This is a genomic window from Paenarthrobacter ilicis, from assembly GCF_016907545.1.
In the GTDB taxonomy this organism is placed as follows: Bacteria; Actinomycetota; Actinomycetes; order Actinomycetales; family Micrococcaceae; genus Arthrobacter; species Arthrobacter ilicis.
Genome location: NZ_JAFBCD010000001.1, coordinates 723837 through 747062, shown reverse-complemented (window position 1 = coordinate 747062; position 23226 = coordinate 723837). Strand labels below are relative to the sequence as shown.

Annotated in this window: 22 protein-coding genes and 1 riboswitch; of the genes, 15 read left to right on the top strand and 7 right to left on the bottom strand. The window is 64.2% G+C overall.

Going from position 1 to position 23226, the window contains the following annotated elements:
• Position 1 precedes the first annotated feature (1 nt).
• From JOE60_RS03545 to JOE60_RS03500, 10 genes are all read left to right on the top strand, one after another.
• Positions 2–2122, top strand: coding sequence for a dipeptide/oligopeptide/nickel ABC transporter permease/ATP-binding protein (locus JOE60_RS03545; protein ID WP_167265024.1), 2121 nt, complete (start codon positions 2–4; stop codon positions 2120–2122).
• The gene (locus JOE60_RS03540; protein WP_167265025.1) at positions 2119–2925 is read left to right on the top strand and encodes an ABC transporter ATP-binding protein; all 807 of its coding nucleotides are present in this window, start codon (positions 2119–2121) and stop codon (positions 2923–2925) included. The genes JOE60_RS03545 and JOE60_RS03540 overlap by 4 nt, the downstream gene beginning before the upstream one ends.
• Before the next feature lie 37 nt (positions 2926–2962).
• Entirely contained in the window at positions 2963–3880 is a 918-nt protein-coding gene (locus tag JOE60_RS03535) for a dihydrodipicolinate synthase family protein (RefSeq protein ID WP_167265026.1), read from the top strand.
• 6 nt (positions 3881–3886) lie between these two features.
• On the top strand, positions 3887–4888 hold the full coding sequence (locus JOE60_RS03530; RefSeq protein ID WP_167265027.1) for an ROK family protein: 1002 nt from the start codon (positions 3887–3889) through the stop codon (positions 4886–4888).
• 11 nt (positions 4889–4899) lie between these two features.
• Entirely contained in the window at positions 4900–5586 is a 687-nt protein-coding gene (locus JOE60_RS03525) for an N-acetylmannosamine-6-phosphate 2-epimerase (protein ID WP_167265028.1), read from the top strand.
• Between the two features lie 231 nt (positions 5587–5817).
• Entirely contained in the window at positions 5818–7269 is a 1452-nt protein-coding gene (locus JOE60_RS03520; RefSeq protein WP_167265029.1) for a dihydrolipoyl dehydrogenase family protein, read from the top strand.
• Positions 7270–7340: 71 nt separating this feature from the next.
• Positions 7341–8123, top strand: a complete 783-nt coding sequence (locus JOE60_RS03515; RefSeq protein WP_167265030.1) for a P-loop NTPase family protein — start codon at positions 7341–7343, stop codon at positions 8121–8123.
• Positions 8120–10156, top strand: coding sequence for a YhgE/Pip family protein (locus tag JOE60_RS03510; protein WP_167265031.1), 2037 nt, complete (start codon positions 8120–8122; stop codon positions 10154–10156). Before JOE60_RS03515 ends, JOE60_RS03510 begins: the two co-directional genes overlap by 4 nt.
• Positions 10153–10818: a TetR/AcrR family transcriptional regulator gene (locus JOE60_RS03505; RefSeq protein ID WP_167265032.1), complete on the top strand. Its 666-nt coding sequence runs from the start codon at positions 10153–10155 to the stop codon at positions 10816–10818. The genes JOE60_RS03510 and JOE60_RS03505 overlap by 4 nt, the downstream gene beginning before the upstream one ends.
• Positions 10819–10903: 85 nt before the next feature.
• Positions 10904–11434: a hypothetical protein gene (locus JOE60_RS03500; protein ID WP_239528804.1), complete on the top strand. Its 531-nt coding sequence runs from the start codon at positions 10904–10906 to the stop codon at positions 11432–11434.
• 48 nt (positions 11435–11482) lie between these two features.
• On the opposite strand, the gene JOE60_RS03495 is transcribed toward JOE60_RS03500, so the two are convergent.
• Complete coding sequence (locus JOE60_RS03495; RefSeq protein WP_204814824.1) at positions 11483–12394, bottom strand: EamA family transporter; 912 nt, start codon at positions 12392–12394, stop codon at positions 11483–11485.
• 72 nt (positions 12395–12466) lie between these two features.
• On the opposite strand from JOE60_RS03495, the gene JOE60_RS03490 reads away from it, so the two are divergent.
• Positions 12467–13381, top strand: coding sequence for a LysR family transcriptional regulator (locus JOE60_RS03490; protein ID WP_167265034.1), 915 nt, complete (start codon positions 12467–12469; stop codon positions 13379–13381).
• A gap of 22 nt (positions 13382–13403) precedes the next feature.
• Here the strand turns inward: JOE60_RS03490 and JOE60_RS03485 are convergent, their stop codons facing one another.
• Together JOE60_RS03485 and JOE60_RS03480 are read right to left on the bottom strand one after the other, a co-directional pair.
• On the bottom strand, positions 13404–13928 hold the full coding sequence (locus tag JOE60_RS03485) for a SixA phosphatase family protein (RefSeq protein ID WP_167265035.1): 525 nt from the start codon (positions 13926–13928) through the stop codon (positions 13404–13406).
• A 76-nt stretch (positions 13929–14004) separates the two neighbouring features.
• Positions 14005–14871, bottom strand: coding sequence for a winged helix-turn-helix domain-containing protein (locus JOE60_RS03480; RefSeq protein ID WP_167265036.1), 867 nt, complete (start codon positions 14869–14871; stop codon positions 14005–14007).
• Between the two features lie 616 nt (positions 14872–15487).
• On the opposite strand from JOE60_RS03480, the gene JOE60_RS03475 reads away from it, so the two are divergent.
• The 4 genes from JOE60_RS03475 (at position 15488) to JOE60_RS03460 (ending at position 20012) form a co-directional block, all read left to right on the top strand.
• A complete protein-coding gene (locus JOE60_RS03475; RefSeq protein ID WP_167265037.1) occupies positions 15488–16228 on the top strand; it encodes a response regulator transcription factor in 741 nt (246 codons plus the stop codon).
• Between the two features lie 3 nt (positions 16229–16231).
• The gene (locus JOE60_RS03470) at positions 16232–17758 is read left to right on the top strand and encodes a sensor histidine kinase (protein ID WP_167265038.1); all 1527 of its coding nucleotides are present in this window, start codon (positions 16232–16234) and stop codon (positions 17756–17758) included.
• A 98-nt stretch (positions 17759–17856) separates the two neighbouring features.
• Positions 17857–18013, top strand: a riboswitch (cyclic di-AMP (ydaO/yuaA leader).
• A 5-nt stretch (positions 18014–18018) separates the two neighbouring features.
• Positions 18019–18861, top strand: a complete 843-nt coding sequence (locus JOE60_RS03465) for an aggregation-promoting factor C-terminal-like domain-containing protein (protein ID WP_167265039.1) — start codon at positions 18019–18021, stop codon at positions 18859–18861.
• 161 nt (positions 18862–19022) lie between these two features.
• A complete protein-coding gene (locus JOE60_RS03460) occupies positions 19023–20012 on the top strand; it encodes a dolichyl-phosphate beta-glucosyltransferase (RefSeq protein ID WP_167265040.1) in 990 nt (329 codons plus the stop codon).
• On the opposite strand, the gene JOE60_RS03455 is transcribed toward JOE60_RS03460, so the two are convergent.
• The 4 genes from JOE60_RS03455 to upp are packed head-to-tail and all read right to left on the bottom strand — an operon-like array spanning position 19996 to position 23208.
• On the bottom strand, positions 19996–21381 hold the full coding sequence (locus tag JOE60_RS03455; protein ID WP_167265041.1) for a pyridoxal phosphate-dependent decarboxylase family protein: 1386 nt from the start codon (positions 21379–21381) through the stop codon (positions 19996–19998). The genes JOE60_RS03460 and JOE60_RS03455 overlap by 17 nt on opposite strands.
• Positions 21382–21419: 38 nt before the next feature.
• Positions 21420–22091: an HAD-IA family hydrolase gene (locus JOE60_RS03450; RefSeq protein ID WP_167265042.1), complete on the bottom strand. Its 672-nt coding sequence runs from the start codon at positions 22089–22091 to the stop codon at positions 21420–21422.
• A gap of 58 nt (positions 22092–22149) precedes the next feature.
• The gene (locus tag JOE60_RS03445; protein ID WP_167265043.1) at positions 22150–22527 is read right to left on the bottom strand and encodes a glyoxalase superfamily protein; all 378 of its coding nucleotides are present in this window, start codon (positions 22525–22527) and stop codon (positions 22150–22152) included.
• A 45-nt stretch (positions 22528–22572) separates the two neighbouring features.
• The gene (gene upp, locus JOE60_RS03440) at positions 22573–23208 is read right to left on the bottom strand and encodes a uracil phosphoribosyltransferase (protein ID WP_167265044.1); all 636 of its coding nucleotides are present in this window, start codon (positions 23206–23208) and stop codon (positions 22573–22575) included.
• Between the last annotated feature and the right edge of the window lie 18 nt (positions 23209–23226).

Genomic DNA, 23226 nt, shown 5'->3' with positions numbered 1-23226 from the left:
CATGCGCAGCAAGCTCGCAGAACGGCTAAGTGCCCCGGGCATTCGTTTCAAGGCCCTGCCCTGGGGCTCCCGCATCGCCCTGCTCTTCCTCATCATGATTGTCCTGGCGGCCATCTTCGCGCCGGTCATTGCCCCGCACGATCCCTTGGAGACCTTTATCCCGGCCACCCCGCCGGGCGCCGAACACTTCTTCGGAACCGATCGTCTGGGCCGTGACATTTTCTCCCGGCTCCTGTTTGGCGCACAGTCCTCGCTGATGATCGGCCTGGGCGCGGTTGCCTTGGCCATCTTGGCCGGAGCGCTCCTCGGTTCGTTCGCGGCCACCTCCAGCAAGTCCGTGAACGAGATCATCATGCGGCTCATGGACATCCTCATGGCATTCCCCGGCATCGCCCTCGCAGCCGTGCTGTTGGCAGCGTTCGGTAACTCGGTGCCCACCATCATCATCGCGATCGCCATCATTTACACCCCCCAGCTGGCCCGCGTGGTCCGTGCCAACGTGCTGGCACAGTACGGCGAAGACTACGTCCGCGCCGAGCGCGTGATCGGAGCCGGCCGCTTCTACATCCTGGTCAAGCACATCGTCCGCAACACCGCCGCCCCCGTGCTGGTCTTCGCCACGGTCATGGTGGCCGACGCCATCATCCTCGAAGCCTCGCTGTCCTTCCTGGGCGCCGGCGTACAGGACCCCGCTCCTTCCTGGGGCAACGTGATCTCCTACGGCCGCAACCTGGTCCTGTCCGGCGGCTGGTGGGCCACTACCTTCGCCGGCCTCACCATCCTGCTGACCGTGCTCTCCCTAAACATCCTGGCCGAGGGCCTCACCGACGCCATGGTCAATCCGAAGCTCCGCCGGGCACCTGTAGTAAAGGACGACGACGGATCCTCCGCAGCCGTTGCCGTCGATGCCGAGGTTGCCACCTCCGTTGCCCAGCCCTCCGTGGTTGAGGCACACGAGCTCGACGGCGTCATGGCGGCTTCCGCTGACGGCGTCACTTCCGGGGCCGGCTCCTCAGCCGTGCTCACCGACGTGAAGCTCGCCGCCACCAACCCGCACCTCCTCCTGGACCGCGAATTGGAACTCCTGGCAGCAATCGAAGCGAAGCGCACCGACCGCCTCCCGCAGGTTTCTCCCGAAGCGCGAAACGTGCTCGAGGTGAAGAACCTCTCCATCCGGTTCCCGGGCCGTTTCGGCGACATCGCGATTGTGGACAACGTCTCCTTCACCGTCCGCGAGGGCGAAACCATGGGCCTGGTGGGCGAATCCGGTTGTGGCAAGTCCATCACTTCCCTGGCCGTGATGGGGCTGCTGCCCAAGACCGCCCAGGTCACCGGCTCCATCAAGTTCGATGGCAAGGAACTCCTGGACTCCGCCACCATGCACAGCAACCCGAAGGCCTATGAGGGCCTCCGGGGCGAACAGATCGCCATGGTCTACCAGGACGCGTTGAGCTCCCTGAATCCGTCCATGAAGATCAAGGACCAGCTGGAACAACTCACCAAACGCGGTGGGCGCAAAACTCCTGCCGAGCTCCTGGAAATGGTGAAACTGGATCCCGTCCGGACCCTCGCCAGCTACCCGCATGAGCTCTCCGGCGGCCAGCGCCAACGCGTGCTGATCGCCATGGCCCTCTCCCGTTCACCCAAGATTGTTGTGGCCGATGAGCCCACCACCGCCCTGGACGTCACGGTCCAGAAACAGGTTGTGGACCTGCTCAACGAACTGCGCGAACAACTCGGCTTCGCCATGGTGTTCGTCAGCCACGACCTCGCGTTGGTCGCCTCGCTGGCCCACCGCATCACGGTGATGTACGCCGGCCAGGTGGTGGAAACCGCACAGGCTTCCGAGCTTCTGCAGAACCCCAAGCACGAGTACACCCGCGGTTTGCTCGGCGCAGTCCTCTCCATTGAGGCCGACGCCGTGCGCCTCCACCAGATCCCCGGCACGGTCCCGTCCCCGCGGGACTTCGCCACGGGCGACCGCTTCGCGGCCCGCTCACTGCGACCCGACGCCGATCCCCACCAGAAACTGGTCCTCACCGCGGTTTCTTCCGTTGACTCGATCAACGGCGGCGATGCCGACCACTACTGGGCGAGCCATGTGAAGGAGGACGCGAAATGAGTGAATCAACCGGCAAACCGGTCATTGAGCTCCAGGACGTCAAGGTCTACCACCACGCACGGACCGGTGGCCTGTTCCGTCCAAACATCGTCAAAGCTGTTGACGGCGTGGACTTCACCATCAGCCGCGGCGAAACCGTAGGCATCGTGGGTGAGTCCGGCTGCGGCAAGTCCACGCTTGCTTCAGTGCTCGTGGGACTCCAGCCGCCGACGTCGGGCAAGGTTTTGTTCCACGGAAAGCCGGCCATCAAGCGGAACGCGGCCATGCGCAAGCAGTTCGGCCGCTCCGTCTCCGTGGTCTTCCAGGACCCGGCAACAGCACTGAACCCGCGCATGACCATCCAGGACATCCTCACCGATCCATTGCAGATTCACGGCATCGGCAACGCATCAACGCGCGCTGCCAAGGTCAAGGAACTGTTGGCGCTGGTTGGCTTGCCGCACTCGGCAGCCGAAGTGACGCCGTCGCAGGTTTCCGGCGGCCAGCGCCAGCGCGTGGCGATCGCCCGAGCCCTGGCCTTGGACCCGGACATCATCGTGGCGGACGAGCCGACGTCGGCGCTGGACGTTTCCGTCCGTGCGCAGGTCCTGAACCTGCTCTCCGACCTGAAGACGCAGCTGAACCTGGGCATGGTGTTCATCTCGCACGACATCCAGACCGTCCGCTACGTCTCGGACCGTATCTGCGTCATGTACTTCGGCAAGATCGTCGAACAAGGCTCAGCCGCGCAGGTCTTCGACAACCCGAGCAACGACTACACCAAGAAGCTGCTGGGCGCCGCGCCAAGCCTGCTTCATATCTAGTTTTTCCCTTCACAAGCTACAAACAACGGAGAATTCTGTGTCCACTCAATTCCAGGGCGTCATCCCCCCGGTCATCACCCCCCGCCACGCCAACGGCAGCATCGACACCGCGTCGCTGAAGAACGTCACCAAGCACCTGATCGACGGCGGCGTGTCCGGCCTTTTCGTCCTGGGCTCCTCCGGCGAAGTCCCCTACCTGACCAACGACGAGCGTGAGCTGGTGGTCTCCACCATCGCCGACGCCAACGCTGGAGCAGTTCCGCTGATCGTGGGCGCCAACGAGCAGACCACCACGCGCGTCATTGAGGAAGCCCGCAAGGTGGTAGACCTTGGCGCTGACGCGATCGTGGTTACCTCCATGTACTACGCGATCGGCAACGCAGCGGAAACGGAGACCCATTTCCGCAGCATCCACGCAGCTATCGAGAAGCCGATCTTCGCCTACGACGTCCCGGTCCGCACCCACTTCAAACTGCCCACGGATCTTCTGGTCCGCCTCGGCCGCGACGGCGTCATTGCCGGTGTCAAGGACTCCTCCGGCGACGATGTCTCCTTCCGCCAACTGATCCTCGCCGCCAAGGAAATCCCCAACTTCGACATCTTCACCGGTCACGAGGTTGTGGTGGACGGTGCGCTCCTGGGCGGCGCGCAGGGCGTCGTCCCGGGCCTCGGCAACGTTGACCCGGCCGGCTACCGTCGCCTGTTCGACGCCGCGCAGGCCGGCGACTGGGCTCTCGCGGCCCGCGAGCAGGATCGCCTGGCCGACGTCTTCGAGATCGTCTACACCCCCAACGGCCGCGTCTCCGGCGGCGCCGCTGGGCTGGGTGCGTTCAAGACCGCGCTGCAGGTGATGGGCGTCATCGAGTCGAACACCATGAGCTCGCCGATGCTGTCTTTGAATGACTCCGAGACTGCCGCGATCCGCGAAATTCTGGAGCGGAACGGGCTGGTCTAAGCAATCGTGACCGCTCCCGTAGCCCAAGCGACCCACGTGATCGGCGTTGACCTCGGCGGCACCAAAACCGCCGCCGGGGTTGTCGCCCCTTCAGGCGAAGTGTTGATGTCGGAGACCATTCCGACATTGAACCGGGATGGCGGCGAAGCGATCCTCGACGCCACCGCAGCGCTGATCACGGGCTTGGTGGAGCGCGCTGCCGACGCCGGAATGTCAGTTTCCGGCGTCGGCATCGGCTCCGCCGGAGTCATCGATGCCTCTTCCGGGACCGTCGTGTCTGCGACCGACGCGATTCATGGCTGGGCCGGGACTGAGCTCGTTTCTGGTCTTTCATCCCGTCTATCGCTTCCAGCCACCTCTGTGCGCGCCGTCAACGATGTCCACGCCCACGCCCTCGGCGAATCTTGGCTTGGCGCCGCTGCCGGTTCCTCAAGTTCACTCATGGTGGCGTTCGGGACCGGTGTGGGGGGCAGTTTTGTGCTGGATGGTTCGCCTGTTCTGGGGCACCGCTTTGTGGGCGGGCATGTGGGGCACTTCGCTTCGCCTTATGCTTACTCAGATGGTGTTCCGCTGCCGTGTGTGTGCGGTTCGGCCGGGCACGTCGAGGCCATAGCCTCAGGGCCCGCGATTTATGAGACGTACCTGCGGTTTGGCGGTTCTACCAGTGAGGCTTCGGACACGCGGGGCCTGTTTGGACTGGCCTCTTCAAGCGCTCACGACGGCGGTGCTGGCGGTGCCTCCGCTGGTGACCGCACCGCCGCCTTGCGCGCCATTGACGTCGGTGCTGCCGCCGCTGGCCAGGCCGTGGGTGGGCTCATCAACATCCTGGACCCCGGAACTGTGGTGATCTCCGGTGGCCTGGCTGATGCCGGCGAGCTGTGGTGGACCCCCATGGAGACGGCGCTACGCAAAGAACTGTTGTCCCCGCTGGCTTCTGTACCCGTGGTCCGGGCAACCCTTGGCAATACGGCCGCCATTGTTGGTGCCGCGAAACTCGTTCTCCCTTAAGGAACACACCCATGATCCTGACCCCCGAAGGCCTCGAAGCCCTCCGTTCCCAGCTCATCGTCTCCTGCCAGGCCTACCCCGGCGAGCCCATGCGCGATCCCCGCACCACGGGCCAGGTGGCCGCCTCTGCGGTCATCGGGGGCGCTGCGGCGATCCGCGTCCAAGGCTTGGCCGACGTGCAGTTCACCCGTGCCGCCGTCGAGGTTCCTGTCATTGGACTTTGGAAAGACGGCCACGACGGCGTCTTCATCACCCCGACGTTGCGTCATGCACTTGCTGTGGCGAACGCCGGGGCTCATGTTGTGGCGATCGATGGAACGCGCCGGGAGCGTCCGGATGGGCTGTCCTTGGCCGCCACTGTTGCCGGCATCCACGCGGAATCGCACGCCCTGGTCATGGCGGATTGCGGATCGTTAGATGACGCCGTGGCAGCCGTGGAGGCAGGCGCAGACCTGATCGGCACCACGTTGTCCGGCTACACCGGCGAGCGCCTTAAGACAGACGGCCCGGACTTTGCGCTCTTGGAACAGATCGCTTCTGCAGGCTTGGGTAAGCCGCTCATCGCTGAGGGACGGATCCACACCCCCGCCCACGCCCGCCAAGCCCTCGACGCGGGTGCCTTTGCCGTGGTTGTTGGTACCGCGATCACCCACCCGGCCAGCATCACGGGCTGGTTCAAGGGCGCGATGCACGCGTAAGCACGTGCGGTGGCGAGATTCTGCTGGATCATCGGAGCCGTGCCATGGTGAAAACCCTGTTTTTTCACGGGCCGCCATGGATCAGGTGAGCGATGATCCAGCAAATTTTCGCCTGCGCCGGACTCGAGAGACGAGCCACCCGTTGCGAGGCCTGCTTTGCGCCCCAAAACCCACGCCCACCCCGCAAAACGGGCCTCACAACGCAGGGGGCAGCAGTTGTAGGCTTTCCCCATGACTGCCGAGAGCTCCCGTGAATTTGACGTCATTGTGATCGGCGCAGGTGCCGTAGGTGAAAACGTGGCGGACCGTGTGGTTCGCGGCGGCCTGACGGCGGTGATTGTGGAGAGCGAGTTAGTGGGCGGCGAGTGCTCATACTGGGCATGCATGCCATCCAAAGCACTGTTGCGTCCCGGCAGTGTCCTTCACGCAGCCCAGGGAATACCCGGGGCAAGCGAGGCCGTCACTGGAACCGTTGACGCGCACGCGGCGCTCAAACATCGGGATTGGTTCACCAATAATTGGCAGGACAACGGCCAGGTTGAGTGGTTGGACAGTGCGGGTATTGAGTTGGTTCGCGGCCGCGCCCGCATCACGGGTCCGCGCGAGGTGCAGGTAGACGGCCTGGACGGCGCCGGCCATACCCTCACGGCGCGCCATGCAGTGGTGGTGGCTACTGGATCAACTCCGTCAATCCCGGACATCGACGGCCTTCAGGATGTTCCGTTCTGGACCACCAGGGAAGCAACGTCCGCCAAGGAGGTTCCCCGGCGCTTCGTGGTCCTGGGCGGCGGCGTTGCCGGCGTCGAGTTGGCGCAGGCTTTTGCCCGGCTGGGCTCGGACGTGGCAGTGGTGGCCCGGGGCCGCCTGCTGAGCAGTTACCCCGAGGAAGCCGCCAACCTGGTCTTGGCCGGCCTCCGCGCAGACGGCATTGATGTGCACCTTCACACCGACGTGCAAAAAGTGGAGAAGAACGACGACGGCTCACTGACAGTGTGGCTCAACGGCAAGGAACTCAAGGCCGATCAACTCCTGGTCGCGTCCGGACGGCACCCCGCAGTGGCCGGCCTTGGCTTGGAAAGCGTGGGTATCGAAGCGCCGAACAGCAAGCCGCTCCGCCTGACCACCGATGCCAGCGGTCTGGTGGAAGGTACGGCCGCAGACGCCGGTGCTTGGCTGTACGCAGCTGGTGATGCCGCGGGCAAGGTCCTCCTCACGCACCAAGGAAAATACGAGGCCCGGGCCACAGGGGATGCGATCGTGGCCCGAGCCAACGGCACCCTCAATGGCGCTCCCCAGCCGTGGAGCCCCTACGCACAGACAGCAAACCAGCATGCGGTGCCCAGCGTCGTGTTCACGGATCCGGAAGTTGCCTCAGTGGGGTTGAACCTGGAGCAGGCCCTGCTTCAGGGAAAGAACGCCACCGGCGTGGAGATCCCCATCAACGTCTCCGGCGCCCAACTCCATTCCCCCGATTACAAGGGGTGGGCCCAGATGGTGGTGGACGAGGACCGGAAAGTTCTGCTGGGAGTAACCTTTGCCGGGCCCGGAGTTGCTGAGCTGCTGCATTCCGCCACCATTGCCATTGTTGGAGAGGTGCCACTGGGCAGGTTGTGGCACGCGGTCCCCTCCTACCCCACCATCAGTGAGGTGTGGCTGCGGCTGCTCGAAAAGTACGGGCTCTAGAATTCTATTTGAACTGACCAGTCAGTTCAGTTAGACTTTTCGCAGACACCAGTTCTGCGAAAGGCTTCATTGTGCTGTCCGTACAGCAACTTCAGATCAACGGCCGCAGGGACGATCTCCTCCCGGCAACCTCCCTTCAGGTTCGCCGTGGCGAACTCATGCTCGTCGCCGGAGAAGGGCAGGACCAGCGGACCGCCCTGGCCCTGGCACTCAGCGGCCGGATGAAGCCCAGCAACGGAATCCTGAGCTGGGACGATGCCACCAAGACCAAGAAGGTCCGGCTCGCCAGCGCCTTGGTGGACTCCCCCAACGTCAACGAACCCGAGCAACACCTCAGCGTCCGCGACCTTGTCACCGAGGACCTCTCCCTCATCCCACGCCGCTACCGTGGCGCACTGCTCAGCAAGCCGTGGCTGAAGGTCAACAGCTTCGAGGACATCGCCGGCCTCTGGATCGAGCAGCTTGCTCCGCACCGTCGCCTTGAACTCCTGACTGCGCTCGCCTTGGCAAATCCGGCCACCGACCTCCTGGTGGTGGACTCGCCCGATCGCCACAGCGCCGATCCCGCCGCGTGGCTGCCCCGCCTTGAGGCATTGGCGTCCGACGCCGGGCGGCCGCTCGCCGTCGTCGCCGTAGTTGGCGCCCTCCCGGACAACTGGACCGGCCCCTCCGCAGTGATCGGCAACGCAGTGCCGAAGCAGCCTGAACCGGAACCGGCGCCCAATCCCGAAGCAGCGGAACCCCATCCCAAGCACGCGGCCCCTGCCGCGCCGGATACCGCGTTGACGCCGGATACCGCGTTGACGGAAACCCCGGACCCTCAAACCACCACCGTCCAAAGGATCGCAAAGTGACTGTTCTGCGGCTTGCCCGCTCCGAACTCAAGCGCATGACCGGCGGGCTCCTGCCCAAGCTGACCATCCTGGCCCTGACCATGGTTCCGTTGTTGTACGGCGCCGTGTACCTGTACGCCAACTGGGATCCGTACGGGAACCTGAACCAGATCGACGCTGCCCTGGTGGTAGAGGACACCGGCGCCACCGCCAAGGACGGCTCGGAACTCCAGGCCGGCAAGAAGGTGGCAGACAGCCTGGAGGAGGGCCACGTCTTCAACTGGAAGCAGGTCTCCAGCGCCGACGCTGCAGATGCGGGCGTCAAGTCGGGCGAGTACGCGTTTGCCCTGCGCATCCCCAAGGATTTCTCCGCCAATCTGGTGTCCCCGGGCAGCTTTGATGCCGCCAACCAGGCCATGCTCCACGTCACCACGAACGATGCCAACAACTACCTCCTGAGCACCATCGTGGACAAGCTCACCACCGCCGTGCACTCCACCGTGGCCAAGGAAGTGGGCGAAGAAACCGCCAACCAACTCCTCACGGGTTTCGGCACCATTCACGCCTCCATAGTGAAAGCTGCGGACGGCGCCTCGGAGCTTGCCACCGGAGTGGGAAAGCTCAAGGACGGCGCGGTCACCCTGCACGACGGAACCTCCCAGCTGGTCACGGGAGCGGACCAATTGGTAGCTGGACAAACCCAGCTCCGTGACGGCGCCGTTCAACTCAACACGGGCGCGGGCCAACTGAGCTCCGGCCTGACCGAGCTCAAGAACAAAACCGCCACGCTGCCTTCGGATTCCCAGAAACTGGCCGACGGCGCCGCTCAAGTAGCCGCGGGAAACGCCCAGCTGAACGCCAAGGTGCAGGACGTCGTCGGGCAGCTTGAAGCAGCGGACAAAGGCCTCCGGAACCGTGTGGTCGAGTCCAACGCACGCTTGGTCTCGGCAGGCGTTCTGACGCAGGAACAGGCAGACAAGGTGCTGGCCGACTTTGATGCGGCTGCTGCTTCCAGTCCCGTTACTGATGCCAAGGCAAAGATCTCCGGAGACGCCGCCAAGATCCAGCAACTTTCCGATGGGTCCGCTGCAGTCAGCGCAGGCGCCTCCAAGCTGGCTGCCGCCACTCCCACACTGACTGACGCGATCTCCAAGGCAGCCTCCGGGGCGGGCCAGCTCAGCACCGGCGCATCAACCCTTGCCGCAGGTCAGCAGTCCGCCGTGGACGGTGCCGTAAAGCTCGACGACGGCGCACACAAACTCGACGACGGCGCCGGGCAGCTCGCCAGCGGCGCAGTCACCGCAGCCGATGGCTCCAACACCCTGGCCACCGAACTGGCCAAGGGGGCAGGCGACATCCCCAACCCGAACGACGACCAGAAGAACAGCGTCTCCAAAGTCATCGCCGATCCCGTGGCCGTGGACAACGTTTCCCAGGCAAAGGCAGGCTCCTACGGGGCAGGGCTGGCTCCGTTCTTCCTTACACTGGCCCTGTGGATCGGCGTCTTCATGCTGGTCCAGGCCATGCGGCCCATCACCCAACGGGCCTTGGCGTCCAACGCCGCCGCCTGGAAAATAGCCGTTGGGGGCTGGCTGCCGTTCTTCGTGGTCTCCGTCCTCCAGGCCACCATCCTCACAGTGGTGGTGGACGTGGGCCTTGGCCTGAACCCTGCCCACCCCATCGGCATGTGGCTCTTCATGCTGGCTGCCGTCATGGCGTTCAGCGCGATCATCCAGGGCATCGTGGCGCTGCTGGGCACTCCGGGCAAGTTTGTGGTGTTGGTCCTGCTGGTCCTCCAGCTGGTTTCCTCCGGCGGCACGTTCCCGTGGCAGACGACGCCGATGCCCCTGCACGTGGTGCACCAGGTGCTGCCCATGGGCTACGTGGTGACCGGCATGCGGCACCTGATCTACGGCGGTGAGTTGTCCATGATCTGGCCTACGGTCCTGGGCCTGCTTGGATACACTTTGCTGGGAATGGCGTTGTCCACGCTCGCCGTTCGGAAGCACAAGGTGTGGACCCTCAAAACCCTGAAGCCGGAGATCGCAGTATGAGCAGCACCGAGCCCGCCACCTCCGGCGCTGCCGGAACCGCAGGAACCGCTGGAACCGCTGGAACCAACAAGAAGCTCCGCCCCGAGCGGACCAACGCCACCAAACAGCGCCTCTTCGAGGCGTCCATGGAGCTGATCGGTGAGCGCGGCGCGGCAGGTGTGACCGTGGATGAGATCGCCGCCGCAGCAGGTGTTTCCAAGGGAACGGTCTACTACAACTTCGGCAGCAAGTCGGATCTGATCGCGCAACTTCTGCGGCACGGCGTGGACATCATGCTGGTCCGATTGCAGGACGTTCGCGGGCAGAGCAACGATCCCCTGGAGTCCATGACCAACATGGTGGGCCAGGCCATGGAGTTCATGGACGACTACCCCTCCTTTGCGCGCTTGTGGGTCAGCGAGAACTGGCGAACCCCGGGCGAATGGAGCGCAGTCTTCGCCGAGTTAAGGGCCGAGCTGCTGGCCGTCATCGGGTCCGCCGTGGAGAGCGTTGCGGCAGGCTACAAGGTGAACGAGTCCATAGCCAGGGGAAGCCTGGAAGCAGCAATCTTCGGCGCCATCTTTGTGGTGGGACTGGACCGGCAAACATACAATCCGGAGCGGACCCGCGATCAGAGCGTGGCCGCCGTCATGACCATCATGCACGGATATGTGATCAGGTAACCCTGCTCCCGCAACGGTATTCAACTGCAATGTACGACGGCGTGGCGTGGCCGCTTGGTCGGGGATGATTAACCTCATGCGTCACATGGGGAACAGCGGGAAGCTCGCGATAGTAGCGGCCTTTGTGTCGTTGGGCTTGCTGGCTTTGGCCGCAGCGGTGCTGGAGGAACTGGTCCTCTACCTGTTCCTGGGCAGCGTGTTGGTCTGCTACCTGGCGTGCATAGTGCAAGTCTTCAACCGCCGCAGATACCTGGTGGCGTTGCTCGGCGCGGCGGGAACAAGCCTGTTTATCGGCTTCGGCATTGCGTTCCTGCGGATGTGGGGCCTTGCCTTCACCCAGGGGGCCAGCGCAGTGGATGCGGAGTCCGCGGGAGCCTCGGCATTGGCGGGCCTGATCGGCAGCAGCAGCCCCGACACCTACTTCTATTTGGCTGCTGCTTCCGGTGTGGGAACGTTGGCCGTGATGTTCCTGGGGGCCGTGGTGCCGTCCTGGAAGTCACGCGCTCCTGAGCCTGCCAAGCGCGCACCAGCCAAGCGACCGGCGTCGAACGCTTCCGCCCAACGCAAGCCCGCCCAACGCAAGCCCGCCCAACGCAAGCCCGCCGCGAGACGCTGACACCCCCAAGTAACGTTGCGGGGCCGGCTTTGCGTGCTTTGGCAGCATTCAGAGCCGCAGAGCGGGCCTCACAACGGGGGTTCCGGGGCGTTTCCTGCTGACACCCAGCACTGCTGTGGCCACGCCCAGGAGCAGGATGAGTCCACCCACGATCTCCGTCAGCGTGGGAACTTCGTGGAGCACCAGCCACGCGGCCGTCATGCCCACCACCGGGACCAGAAGCGTGAACGGCACGACGTCGGACCCAGGGTAAATGGCCAGCAACCGGTTCCAGATGCCATACCCCACCAGGGACGCGAACACAGCTGTATAGATGGCGCTCAGGATGGTGGCGGGTTGCAGGTCCCCCAGGGTTGTCCACACGGCGTCCGGCCCATCAACCACCAAGGACAGCGCAGCCAACGGTACCGGCACCACTGCGCCGGACCACACCACCAGGCCCAAGCCGGAAGCCGCTTTCGAATGCCGCGCCACCACATTGCCGATCGCCCACGACAACGCAGCCGCCAGCACAATCATCAACGGGAGCACGGGAGCAACCGCGCTGCGCCCCATGGCCACCACTGCCAACCCGGCTACCCCCACAACAACTCCGGCCAATTGGCGCGGACTGGGCTTCTCCCCCAACACCCGCGAGGCCAGCAGGATGGTGAACAGGACCTGCGCCTGCAGCACCAGCGACGCCAACCCCGCCGGCATACCCAACGCCATGCCCAAGTACAGCAGCCCGAATTGTCCTGCGCTCATGAAGAGCCCGACGCCGGCAATCGCCTTCCAGCCCACGTCCGGTTTGCGGATAAAGAAGATGCATGGGAAGACCACCAGGAGGAAGCGCATGGCCACGAACAGCAACGGAGGCACCTCACGCCCTGCGGGGTGGAGACCAAGGTCAATGGCGACGAAGTTGACGCCCCACAGGACGGCCACCAGAACGGCGAGAAGGGAGTGTCGAAGGTTCACCCCTTCACTTTGGACCAGATCAGAATGAAGCACCAGCGTTGATTTCACCATGGAACCACGTAGATTTGCTTCATGATCGATATTACGGCCCTGCGGGCACTGGTAGCCGTGGAACAGCATGGTTCCGTGATCGCTGCCTCCGACGTCATGGGGTACAGCCCGTCGGCAGTTTCACAACAGATCAAAAAGCTGGAGAAACAAACAGGCGTGACGGTCCTGGAACGCAACGGACGCGGGGTGCTGCTCACCGAACGTGGCCTGGCCTTGGCAGAGTACGGACGCCGGATCATGGGCGAGCTTGAAGAGCTCCATGCAACCCTCCTGGCCGATCCCTCCACGCCCTCCGGCGTGCTGCGCATGGCCGCCTTCTCCACGGCATGCCGTGGGCTGGTGGGGCCGGCCTTGGGCCACATGGCCGCAGCCGGGTCTGCCCTGCGGGTTACCGTCCTGGCGGAGGATCCCCGTGAAGCGGTGCAGCGGATTGCGTCCGGTGGCGCCGAGCTCGCCGTGGTCCACAACTGGAATTCAGTGCCCCTGGTTATCCCGGACAACCTCGTTCATGAGGACCTCTGCGTCGACCGCGCCGATGTCCTGGTCAACAGCAGCCATCCCCTGGCGGGCCGGGCCGCCGTCGAACGTGCTGACCTGCTGGACGAAACCTGGATCAGCACCCCCGCGGGGGCCATTTGCAACGAGGCCCTCCTGCAGATCTTTGCAGGGCTGGGCAGGGTGCCGGACATCCGCGTGTACGACCCCGACTTTTCAACCCACATCGCCATGGTGGAGCAGGGCGTGTGCGTCGCGCTGGTGCCCAGGCTCGGGCGGCCAACCTTGCCCCCGGGCGTTGTGGCCATACCGGTGGTCAACCCCGTGCAGGAGCGTTCCGTGGGCGTAGTGTTCCGGAAGACCATGACAGCGAGCCCCAACATCCAGCACGTGGTGGGCCTGCTTCGCGACGTGGCAGCCCGGCAACTCCCGGAGATCTGAACCGGCGCTGGCTGCGTGGAACCTAGCTGCGTGGAACCGTAAAGTGGGTCAACCGCGCGTCTTGGCCATCAAGCTCAGCCCATGGTTTTTCCGTTTCCATGACCGTCAGGGCGCTGGTGGGATACCGGGTGGCGGCGTCCATGTAGGCATCGTGGTCCGAATCCCTGGATGCCAGATGCATGGCCAGGTCCTGGACGCCGGGCAAGTGGGAAATGATCATCAAAGTTGTGACGGTGTCCGGCACATGGTTGATGACCTTCAGCATCCGGTGTGCGGAGGCAGCGTACAGCCCATCTTCGAGCTTTGGGGTGGGAGCTTTCTCGCCCAGTTCATCGCACACCCAGGTGCAGGTCTGCCTGGTGCGCACGGCGGACGAACACAAGATGAAATCCGGGACCACGCCATGGGCCAGCAACCATTTACCGGCCAAGGGCGCCTCGCGGTGCCCACGTTCCTCCAAGGGGCGCTCATGATCCGGAACACCCACCGGCCAGTCGGCCTTGGCATGCCGCATGATCACGAGTCGCTTCAGGTGATGATCACTCATTACCCAACCCTATAGCCGAAAAAAGGCGGCGCCATCCCTCCGTCCGGAGGAATGGCGCCGCCTTCGGAGCCTCAGGCTAGATGGAGTATTCCGGAGCGGCCCAGACAATCACTTCGGGGTGTTCGTAGAACCGGTAGCCCTGCCCACGGACGGTGCGGACGGTGTTGGCCAGGCGGCCCAGCTTGGAGCGGAGGCGGCGGATGTGGACGTCGATGGTCCGCTCGTTGGGAACTTCTTCGGCATTGCGCCACAGTCCCTCAAGGAGTTCATCGCGGCCCACGGTGCGCGTGCCGTTCTCCACAAGGTAGTTGAGGAGTTCGAATTCCTTGAAGGTCAGGTTGAGCGACTCGCCATCCAGGTGCACCTCGCGGCGGGCCAGGTCGATCAAAACACCGGAGGGGCGGGATTCCTGCTGCGGCGCCGGGCGGACGGGCTCCGGGCGCTGGCGGGTGGCAACGGTGGGATCACCGAAGGTGGAGCGGACGACGTCGAGTGCGGACCCGGGTGCGCCGGCGGGGGCCACCGCTACGGCAGCGTAGCTCTCAGCGCCAGTCACCAGGGACTGGGCGTAGGCGCGGATTTCCTGTGCCAGCTTGGCGATGGAGGTACCTGCAGCTGCGGCGGTTTCTTCGTCAATCCCCATGTACAGCACAAATCCGCGGGCCACATTGTCGTTGGCTACGGGACGCAGCCTGTCCGACTGGGCAACCACGGGGGTGGGTGCCGTCATGGGAGCCGGCTCGGCGGCGGGGACGGCGCGCAACTGGCCGTAGGAGTTGGGGTTGTATCCCTGGGGCACGTAACCGGGGGCCTGCTGGCCCGCGCTTTGGGAAGCGGGGGCGTAGCCGGGGCGGTTGCCGAAACCGGGACGAAGCCCTGCGTTTGACGCGGCCTTGTTGGCGTTACGGACGGAGATGTGGACGTATCCGGATGCAACTGACATGGAGTGCTTACCTCAAAAGTGAATAGCCGTCATCGCGGCTTCGAATGCTGGTTGTCCCCGCAATGAGTTTGGGGATGGGCGCCCAACGCTGGGCTAGGGGGCGAATGCCTGAAACTTCTTTGGGGTGGAAAGTTAGGCTTGCATTCGACAACAGCGGGACTCGTCGCCAGCGGGTGCGCTGGACCAGATTGCTGCGGCTGCAGGTGCTGTTGAGTTCTTGTTCACATTGGAAGTGTGCATCGTAACAATGGCAACACGCAAGTAACAAAGCTCAGAACCGTCCACATTTTGAGACACGGAGGTCTATTGTGCCGCGAATCACAATTCACTCGCCCCTCAAAATGAACGCCATTTCATTCGACACGAACCATACAAATACCGCTTCTGGTGAAGATTATTCGGGAATTTGCCCACTCTGGCCATCACACTTCCCGTGAAGTACCCCACCGCGGAATCTCACGATCTGAAACATATGTTGTCCAATCGGAGATCCGGACCGGGCTTCTTCAGGGCCAAAAATCCCCGCCATGGACTCCCACCTCGCTAATGTTGACTTCACAGCGTCCTCACAGGACCGGCATAGCGTTGGCTAACCAGCAGAACGGAGAGTTGTGCCATGGCCTCCCCGCACTCCATGACCAACAACCTGCCCCAACTCACCCACCCGGACGGTTCACCCATCCGCGCCCTGGTGGTGGACGACGAACCCAGCCTTGCCGAACTGATGAGCATGGGCCTTCGCATGGCCGGCTGGTCCGTCGCGGTGGCCGGCGACGGACCTGAGGCCGTGAAGGTGGCCAAAGAGTTCCGGCCGGACGTCCTTGTCCTGGACGTCATGCTTCCCGGCTTTGACGGCGTGGAAGTGCTCACCCGGGTCCGCGCCTTCGCTCCGGAAGTACCAGCCTTGTTCCTGACTGCCAAGGATGCAGTCCAGGACAGGATCGTTGGCCTGGCCGCCGGCGGCGATGACTACGTGACCAAGCCCTTCAGCATGGAGGAAGTCCTCCTGCGGCTTCACCGGCTGGTCCAGCGCTCCGGCGTTGCCGCCATGGACACCGCTGAGCTGGTGGTGGGAGACCTCACCCTCAACGTGGACACCAGGGAAGTGACGCGCGCCGGGGAGGACATTCCGCTCACCGCCACGCAGTTCGAGCTCCTCCGCTACCTCATGGAAAATCCCAAACGGGTGATCAGCAAAGCCCAGATCCTGGACCGCGTGTGGGACTACGACTTTGGTGGACAGGCCAACATTGTGGAGCTCTACATTTCCTATCTGCGGAAGAAGATCGAGGCTAACCACCCACCCATGATCCACACCATCCGCGGTGCCGGGTACGTCATCAAGCCTGCGGACTAGGACTTGAGCACCCTCTCCGGAGTAGCCAAACGCACAGGGCGCAGCTGGCTCAACCCCTCCACCTGGCACCTGCGGACCCGCTTGGTCCTGGTGGCCATGGCACTCCTCGTGGCCATCTGCGGAGCTGTGGGCATTGTCAGCTACGCCTCCATGGACAACGTGTTCAACCGTCAGTTGGACAGGCAATTGGAGCAGGCCTCCAGCCGCGCAAATACTTTCGGCAGGCCGCCGTCGAACTTCCCGAACTCCGGCAGGCCGGATCCCCTGGAGGCCCGCGGACAGGCCGCCGGCACACTGAACGCAAGGATTGACGGATCAGAGGTCAGCAGCTCGGGACTGATTGACGCCAAGGGCAACCGCGTCTCACTGTCCGCCGCCGACCAGCAGGTCCTGCTGAGCCTGCCCACCAACAGCCAGCCGGCGGACCGCTCCCTGTCCAACGGTGATTACCGGCTGGTGGCCGTCGGCACCAACGATGGCGATGTAATTGTTACCGGCCTGCCGCTGTCCGACAAGCAAAGCGCCGAGGCCTCACTGGTGTGGACCATGGTGGTGGTATCGCTGGGCGGCTTGTTGGTGATTGGCCTGCTAGGCACCGTGATCATCCGGCGGACCATGCGGCCCCTGGAACAGCTCTCCGAAGTAGCCACGAAAGTCTCGCGGTTGCCCCTGGACGCCGGTGAGGTGGCACTTGCGGTGCGGGTACCACCATCCGCCTCCCATCCGGGGACGGAAGTGGGCAGTGTGGGCCACGCCCTGAACCTGATGCTCAACAATGTTGCCAACGCACTGGAGGCCAGGCAGGAAAGCGAGACCAAAGTCCGGCAGTTTGTTGCTGATGCCTCGCATGAACTCCGCACTCCCCTGACAGCCATCCGTGGGTACACCGAGCTGATGAGGATGACCGAGACCTTCACCGACGATGGCCGCAAGTCGCTGGCAAGGGTCCAGAGCCAATCGGAGCGCATGACCACGCTGGTTGAAGACCTGCTGCTGCTGGCCAGGCTGGACGAGGGGCAGCCCGTCAAAATGGCGGATGTGGACCTGACACAGCTGGTGATCGAAACCGTCAGCGACGAGAAAGTCATGGCGCCGGACCACACCTGGCAGCTGAAGCTTCCCGATGAACCCATCACAGTGCGCGGTGACGCCACCCAGCTGCACCAGGTCCTGGCCAACCTGCTGTCCAACGCCCGCAAGCACACGGACCGCGGAACCACGGTGGTCACGGGCGTGATGCTCTCCGCCGATGGCAGTGCGGTGGTGACCGTGACGGACAACGGCCCCGGCATTCCGGAAGACTTCCAAACCCGGATCTTCTCCCGTTTTGCCCGCGCTGACGCAGCGAGATCGGGGTCGGAAGGGACTTCCGGACTGGGCCTTTCCATTGTGGATTCGATTGTTGCCGCCCATGGTGGCACCGTGGAAGTGACGTCCCGGCCCGGGCGCACAGAGTTCGCCCTGCGACTTCCCACCGTAAGCACCGGGGAAAGTCAGCCGGGCCTGCAAGGCGACTCACCGGCGTCGTGATCTCTGTTACCTAAATGTGACTTCCGGGGAATCCTCCTGTACCGTCGAAAGGGTGGGTTTCCCCAAGGACCCACATCCGGGATGCGCCGAGCTCTGCCACTTCCCGGAGTCCGTTCTTCTTTGAGGCAGAGACGGGGGACCCACAGTCTCCGGGCCTGGCAATGTGCCGCCCTAGGGGTGAAGCCGCAGCGTGACGCGCGGCCGGATGACCTCATCCGAACCCGACAGCTAACTCCGCAGGCGCTGAGAGGTCACAACACATGTCTGAATTTAACGATCCGGCGCGCCCTTCTGCGCGCCACCGCGATGAAAACAACAAGTCGCAGGCAGTCCTTAAGAACGCCGCCCGCCAGGGTAAGTCCAGCCACCGCATGTCGGTAGTTGCCGGTGTGGTTGCTGCCGCACTGGGCGTTGCATCGCTGGGAACGGCCGCCAACGCTGCCCTGAACCTCCCCGAGGCCACCCGTGTTGCCGGGACGCAGGCAGCTGCCAACGTGAGCACCAACAAGTCCGCCGAGATCTCTGCTTCCATGGACGCCGCCGCCGCAAAGGGTGCCGCCGACCGTGCTGCTGCGGACAAGGCCGCCGCTGAGAAAGCTGCTGCCGACAAGGCCGCCGCTGACCAGGCCGCAGCCGAAAAGGCTGCAGCAGAGAAGGCCGCCGCAGATCAGGCAGCCGCCGCTCAGGCCGCAGCTGACAAGGCTGCTGCTGATGCCGCTGCCAAGCAAGCCGCCGACGCCGCTGCTGCCGCCGCCGCTGAGGCAGCCGCCGCAGCCGCAGCTCCCAAGGCAGTTGACGATCCCGCCGCCGCCAAGGCCTACGCTGCAAGCATCCTGGGCAGCTACGGCTGGGGCCAGGGCGAAATGACCGCCCTGAACACGCTGTGGGAGAAGGAATCCAACTGGAAGACCACTGCTACCAACGCGTCCAGCGGCGCATACGGCATTGTCCAGTCCCTCCCGGCTGGCAAGATGGCCTCGGCCGGCGCTGACTGGCAGACCAACTACCAGACCCAGATCAAGTGGGGCCTGAACTACATCAAGGAGCGTTACGGTTCGCCGTCCGCTGCCCTGGCTTTCCACTTGTCGCACAACTGGTACTAAGCCACACCCTTTCGGATCGCCGCTCCCTTTTCCGCCATTCGCACCGGTTCCCACTGGTGCGGACAGCGGAAAAGGGGGCGGCTTTCGGCTTTTAAGGTGCTCACAGTGGAGTCACAGCTTGCGCCTACAGCACACATAAACGGCGGTTCCATGCTGAATGCATGACGCTCACTCATCCAGCACCCGTTCCCCAGCGGCAACGGCCGGTGAACACCATGGTCCCCGTGCCGGTGGTGGACCTGACCGTGCCCGTCTTCAATGAGGAGAGCCGGATTGAGGATAACCTCCGCCGGCTGCACGGGCACCTGAAAAACTGGCTGCCGTACTCGTTCCGCATCACTGTGGCTGACAATGCAAGCACCGACGGCACGTTGCGGATAGCGGAGCGCCTGGCCCGTGAACTTCCAGAACTGGTGGTGGTCCGGCTCGCGGAAAGAGGCCGGGGAAAGACCCTTCGGCATGTTTGGTTGGCATCCCCGTCACCGGTCCTGGCCTACATGGAAGCCGATATGTCCACGGACCTCTCCGCGTTGGCTCCCCTGCTGGCCCCGCTGATTTCCGGGCACTCCGATCTGGCTATCGGAACCCGTTCAGCCTCATCCTCGCGCGTGACCTGCAGTGCCCTGCGCGCGGTTATTTCCCGTAGCTGCAACTCGCTCCTGCGCGGTACCTTGGGGGCACGATTCTCCGACGCCCAGTGCGGTTTCAAGGCCATCCGTGCAGATGTGGCGCAACGCATCCTGCCGTACACCACGGATGACGGCTGGTTCTTCGACACCGAACTGCTGGTCATTGCGGAACGCTCCGGCCTCCGTATCCATGAAGTCCCCGTCGACTGGACCGAACAGCCCGACCCACGTGTCGACGTCGTACGTACTGCGCTTGCGGACTTGCGCGGAATGGTGCGCCTGAACCGAAGCCTCCGCCGCGGCGATGTCCCCGTCAGGGAGTTGCAGGCTGCTTTTGGTGGGGCCCCGGGCCGGACCGGTTGGCCGGGGCGCCTCCTCCGCGCCGGTGCTTGGGCCCTGATGTACGCGGGAATTTTCCTTGCCTGCGGCAGTTTCATGAGCCCACTCCCGGCCAACCTTGTGGGACTGGCACTGGCCACGTGGGCCGGATATCTGTTGCGGAACCCTACGGGTCGGCCCTAACGGCACCCCGGACCGCTTCGATGGACGCTGCAACATCTTTGGCATCAGTGGTCCAGTTGCTCACCGAGATCCTGAGGATGTCCCTGCCCCGCCATGATGAGCCGGACATCCACACGGCTCCTTCAGCCATGAGCCGCTGGGTGACGCGGTGGGTCCTGTCGTCGCTGCCAAAGCTGACCGAGACCTGCGTGAAGGCGACTTCGTTGAGGACTTCCACCCCGGGAATCGCGGCCAAGCCCTCAGCCAAGGCCCTCGCATTCGACGCCAAGCGTTCAACCATGGCAATCACACCGCTCTTGCCCAACTGGCGGAGGGCAGCCCACACAGGAATCCCCCGGGCCCGGCGCGACATCTCCGGCACCTTCTCCAACGGATCTCCCAGGCCCGTTTCGGTGGCTATCAGGTAACTGGTATGGACACCGAAGGCCCGCCTGAGTGCTTCAGGGCGGGACACGATCGCGAGCCCGCAGTCGTAGGGAACGTTCAGGGTCTTGTGCGCATCCGTGGCCCAGGAGTCGGCGTCCTCCACCCCGGCCAGCCGCTCCCTCATCACCGGGCTGACGGCCGCCCACAAGCCAAAAGCACCGTCCACGTGCACCCACGCGCCACGGTCATGGGCCACAGCAACCGCCTCCGTCATGGGGTCGAAGGCGCCCGAGTGAAGGTTGCCCGCCTGCAGGCACACCAACGATGGTCCGGGTTGTTGGTCCATGGCTTCCGCCAACGCGTCCGGCAGGATCCTGCCCTCCTGATCCGCCTCCACGGGAACGCAGGCACCCAGGCCCAGATAACGCAGCGCCAGATCCACAGCCGCGTGTCGTTCCCGGCCCGCAAAGGTGGTGATGCGGGGCGCGCCCGTGAGCCCCAGGGATTCCAAATCCCACCCGGCCTCATCCATCAGGTGCTGGCGCCCGGCGGCAAGGCCCACAAAATTGGCGGTGGTAGCGCCCGTGGTGAAACCGACGTCGGCTGTCGCCGGGAGTTGGAGAAGGTCCAGGAGCCAGGCCGCAGCAGATTCCTCGATGGCTGCAGCGGACGGAGTGGCGAAACGGAGACCGGCGTTCTGGTCCCACGCGGTGACAAGCCAGTCGGCGGCCATGGCTGCGGGAAGGGTGCCGCCCATGACCCATCCAAAGAACCGCCCGGACTGGATGGCCATGAGCCCGGGCTCCGCCAGCGCGGCCAGTTCATCCACCACGTCGGCCGGATCAATGGCTCCATCCTGCAGCTGCTGATCAATGCTGGAAGCAACGTGATCGGCGTCCATTGCGGGGCGGACAGGACGGGAAGGAACCGACGCGAGCCAATCACCGGCGTGGACCATGGCCCGCTCCAATGCAGCACCGTACGTCTCCGGCATCGCAGACATGGGCACAGCTTACGCCCGCCTGGCTGACCCGAACAGTACTAAAGGGTGAGAGTGATGAGGTTCCCGCCGTCGTCGTCCTTCACCGCGGTGACGGTCACTTCCGAGTAGTCCGGGATCCGCCACATACCCTCCTCCAGCTCCCCTCCGCCGTCTCCCACCACCACGGTGCGCATCCCGGCGGCACGTGCGGCCGCGATGCCTGCCGGGGCATCCTCGAAAACCACGACGTCGGACGGCTCGGCTCCCAGCAGCGCGGCGGCTTTGAGGTAGCCCTCCGGGTGCGGTTTCCCGTGGGTCACGGACTCCGCCGTCACCGTGGTGGAGGGCATGGCCAAGCCCGCGGCGCGCATGCGGATCCCGGCCAGGATGCTGTCTGCGGAGGTGACCAGGGCAATCGCGTCACCCGGAAGGGCGGCCAGGAGCTCCGCGGCTCCGGGCAGGGCAACCACGCCATCGGTCCGTGAGCGTTCCATGCAGCCAAGCTCCGCCGTCAGCGCGTCAAAGTCCGCGCCCGCGGGGGCGTACCGGCGCACGGTATCGCCAGCCTGGACGCCATGGGAGGTGCGCAGAATCTCCTTGAAATCCAGGCCGTAACGCTCTGAGAACTCCAGCCAGACCTGCTCGACGATCGCTGTGGAATCCACCAATGTCCCGTCCATGTCGAAGAGGATGGCACGGACAGTCAGCGAGGGCGCGGCAGGGTGGCTCATGGTTCCATCCTGCCGCACAATGGCACCCCGCGGCGTCCTGCCGCACGGTGACGGGACGTCAGCCGTGCGGCCGCTGCGGGAGGTATTGGATGGCCCACTTGTTGCCGTCCGGGTCAGCGAAATACACAAAGTGCCCCCAATCGAGGACCTCCACATCGCTGACGTCCACGCCGTTGGCTTTGAGCTCGCTGTGGGCTTTGGTGATGTCGCTGACCACTACCTGGAGGTTGGGAGCCGATCCGGGAGGGGCGTCAGTAAGCCCCTCCCCGATCGCGATGGAGCAGGCCGAGCCCGGAGGCGTCAACTGCACAAAGCGGATTCCCTCTGTGGGACGCTCATCAAAATCGGCGTTGAAGCCCACCTTGTTGACGTAGAAATCCTTGGCGCGGTCAACGTCGGATACAGGGACAAATACCAGTTCGAGTTTCCAGTCCATGCGCCACAGGCTAGCGGGCTGGTTTCAAAACCGGTAGGGACTTTCCTAGCCGGCCACGCCGTACAGCCGGTCACCGGCGTCGCCCAGACCGGGAACAATGTACGACTTCTCGTTCAATTTCTCGTCAATGGAGGCCAGTACGATCTTCACGTTGGCGTCGGAAAGCTCTTCTTCAAGCTTGGCCAGGCCCTCCGGGGCAGCCAACAGGCAGATGCAGGTAACGTCCGAGGCTCCGCGCTTGAAGAGGAACTTGATGGCCTCTCGCAGGGTTCCGCCGGTAGCCAGCATGGGGTCCAGAACGAAGATCTGGCGGCCGGTGAGGTCCTCGGGGAGACGCTCGGCGTAGGTGATGATGTCCAGCGTTTCTTCATCGCGGGCCATCCCCAGGAAGCCAACCTCGGCCGTGGGGACCAGCTTGGTCATGCCCTCCAGCATGCCCAATCCGGCGCGCAGGATGGGAACCACCAACGGGGTGGGCTTGGTGAAAGCCGTACCAATGGTTGTTGTCACCGGGGTCTCGATTTCCACCGGCTGCGTCTTCACCTCACGGGTGGCTTCATAAGCCAGGAGGGTGACAAGTTCTTCGGTGAGCTGCCGGAAGACGGGCGAAGGGGTGTTCTTGTCCCGCAGAACGGTGAGCTTGTGAGCGACCAGCGGGTGGTCCACGACGTGTGTGCGCATCCCCCAAAACTATCATTG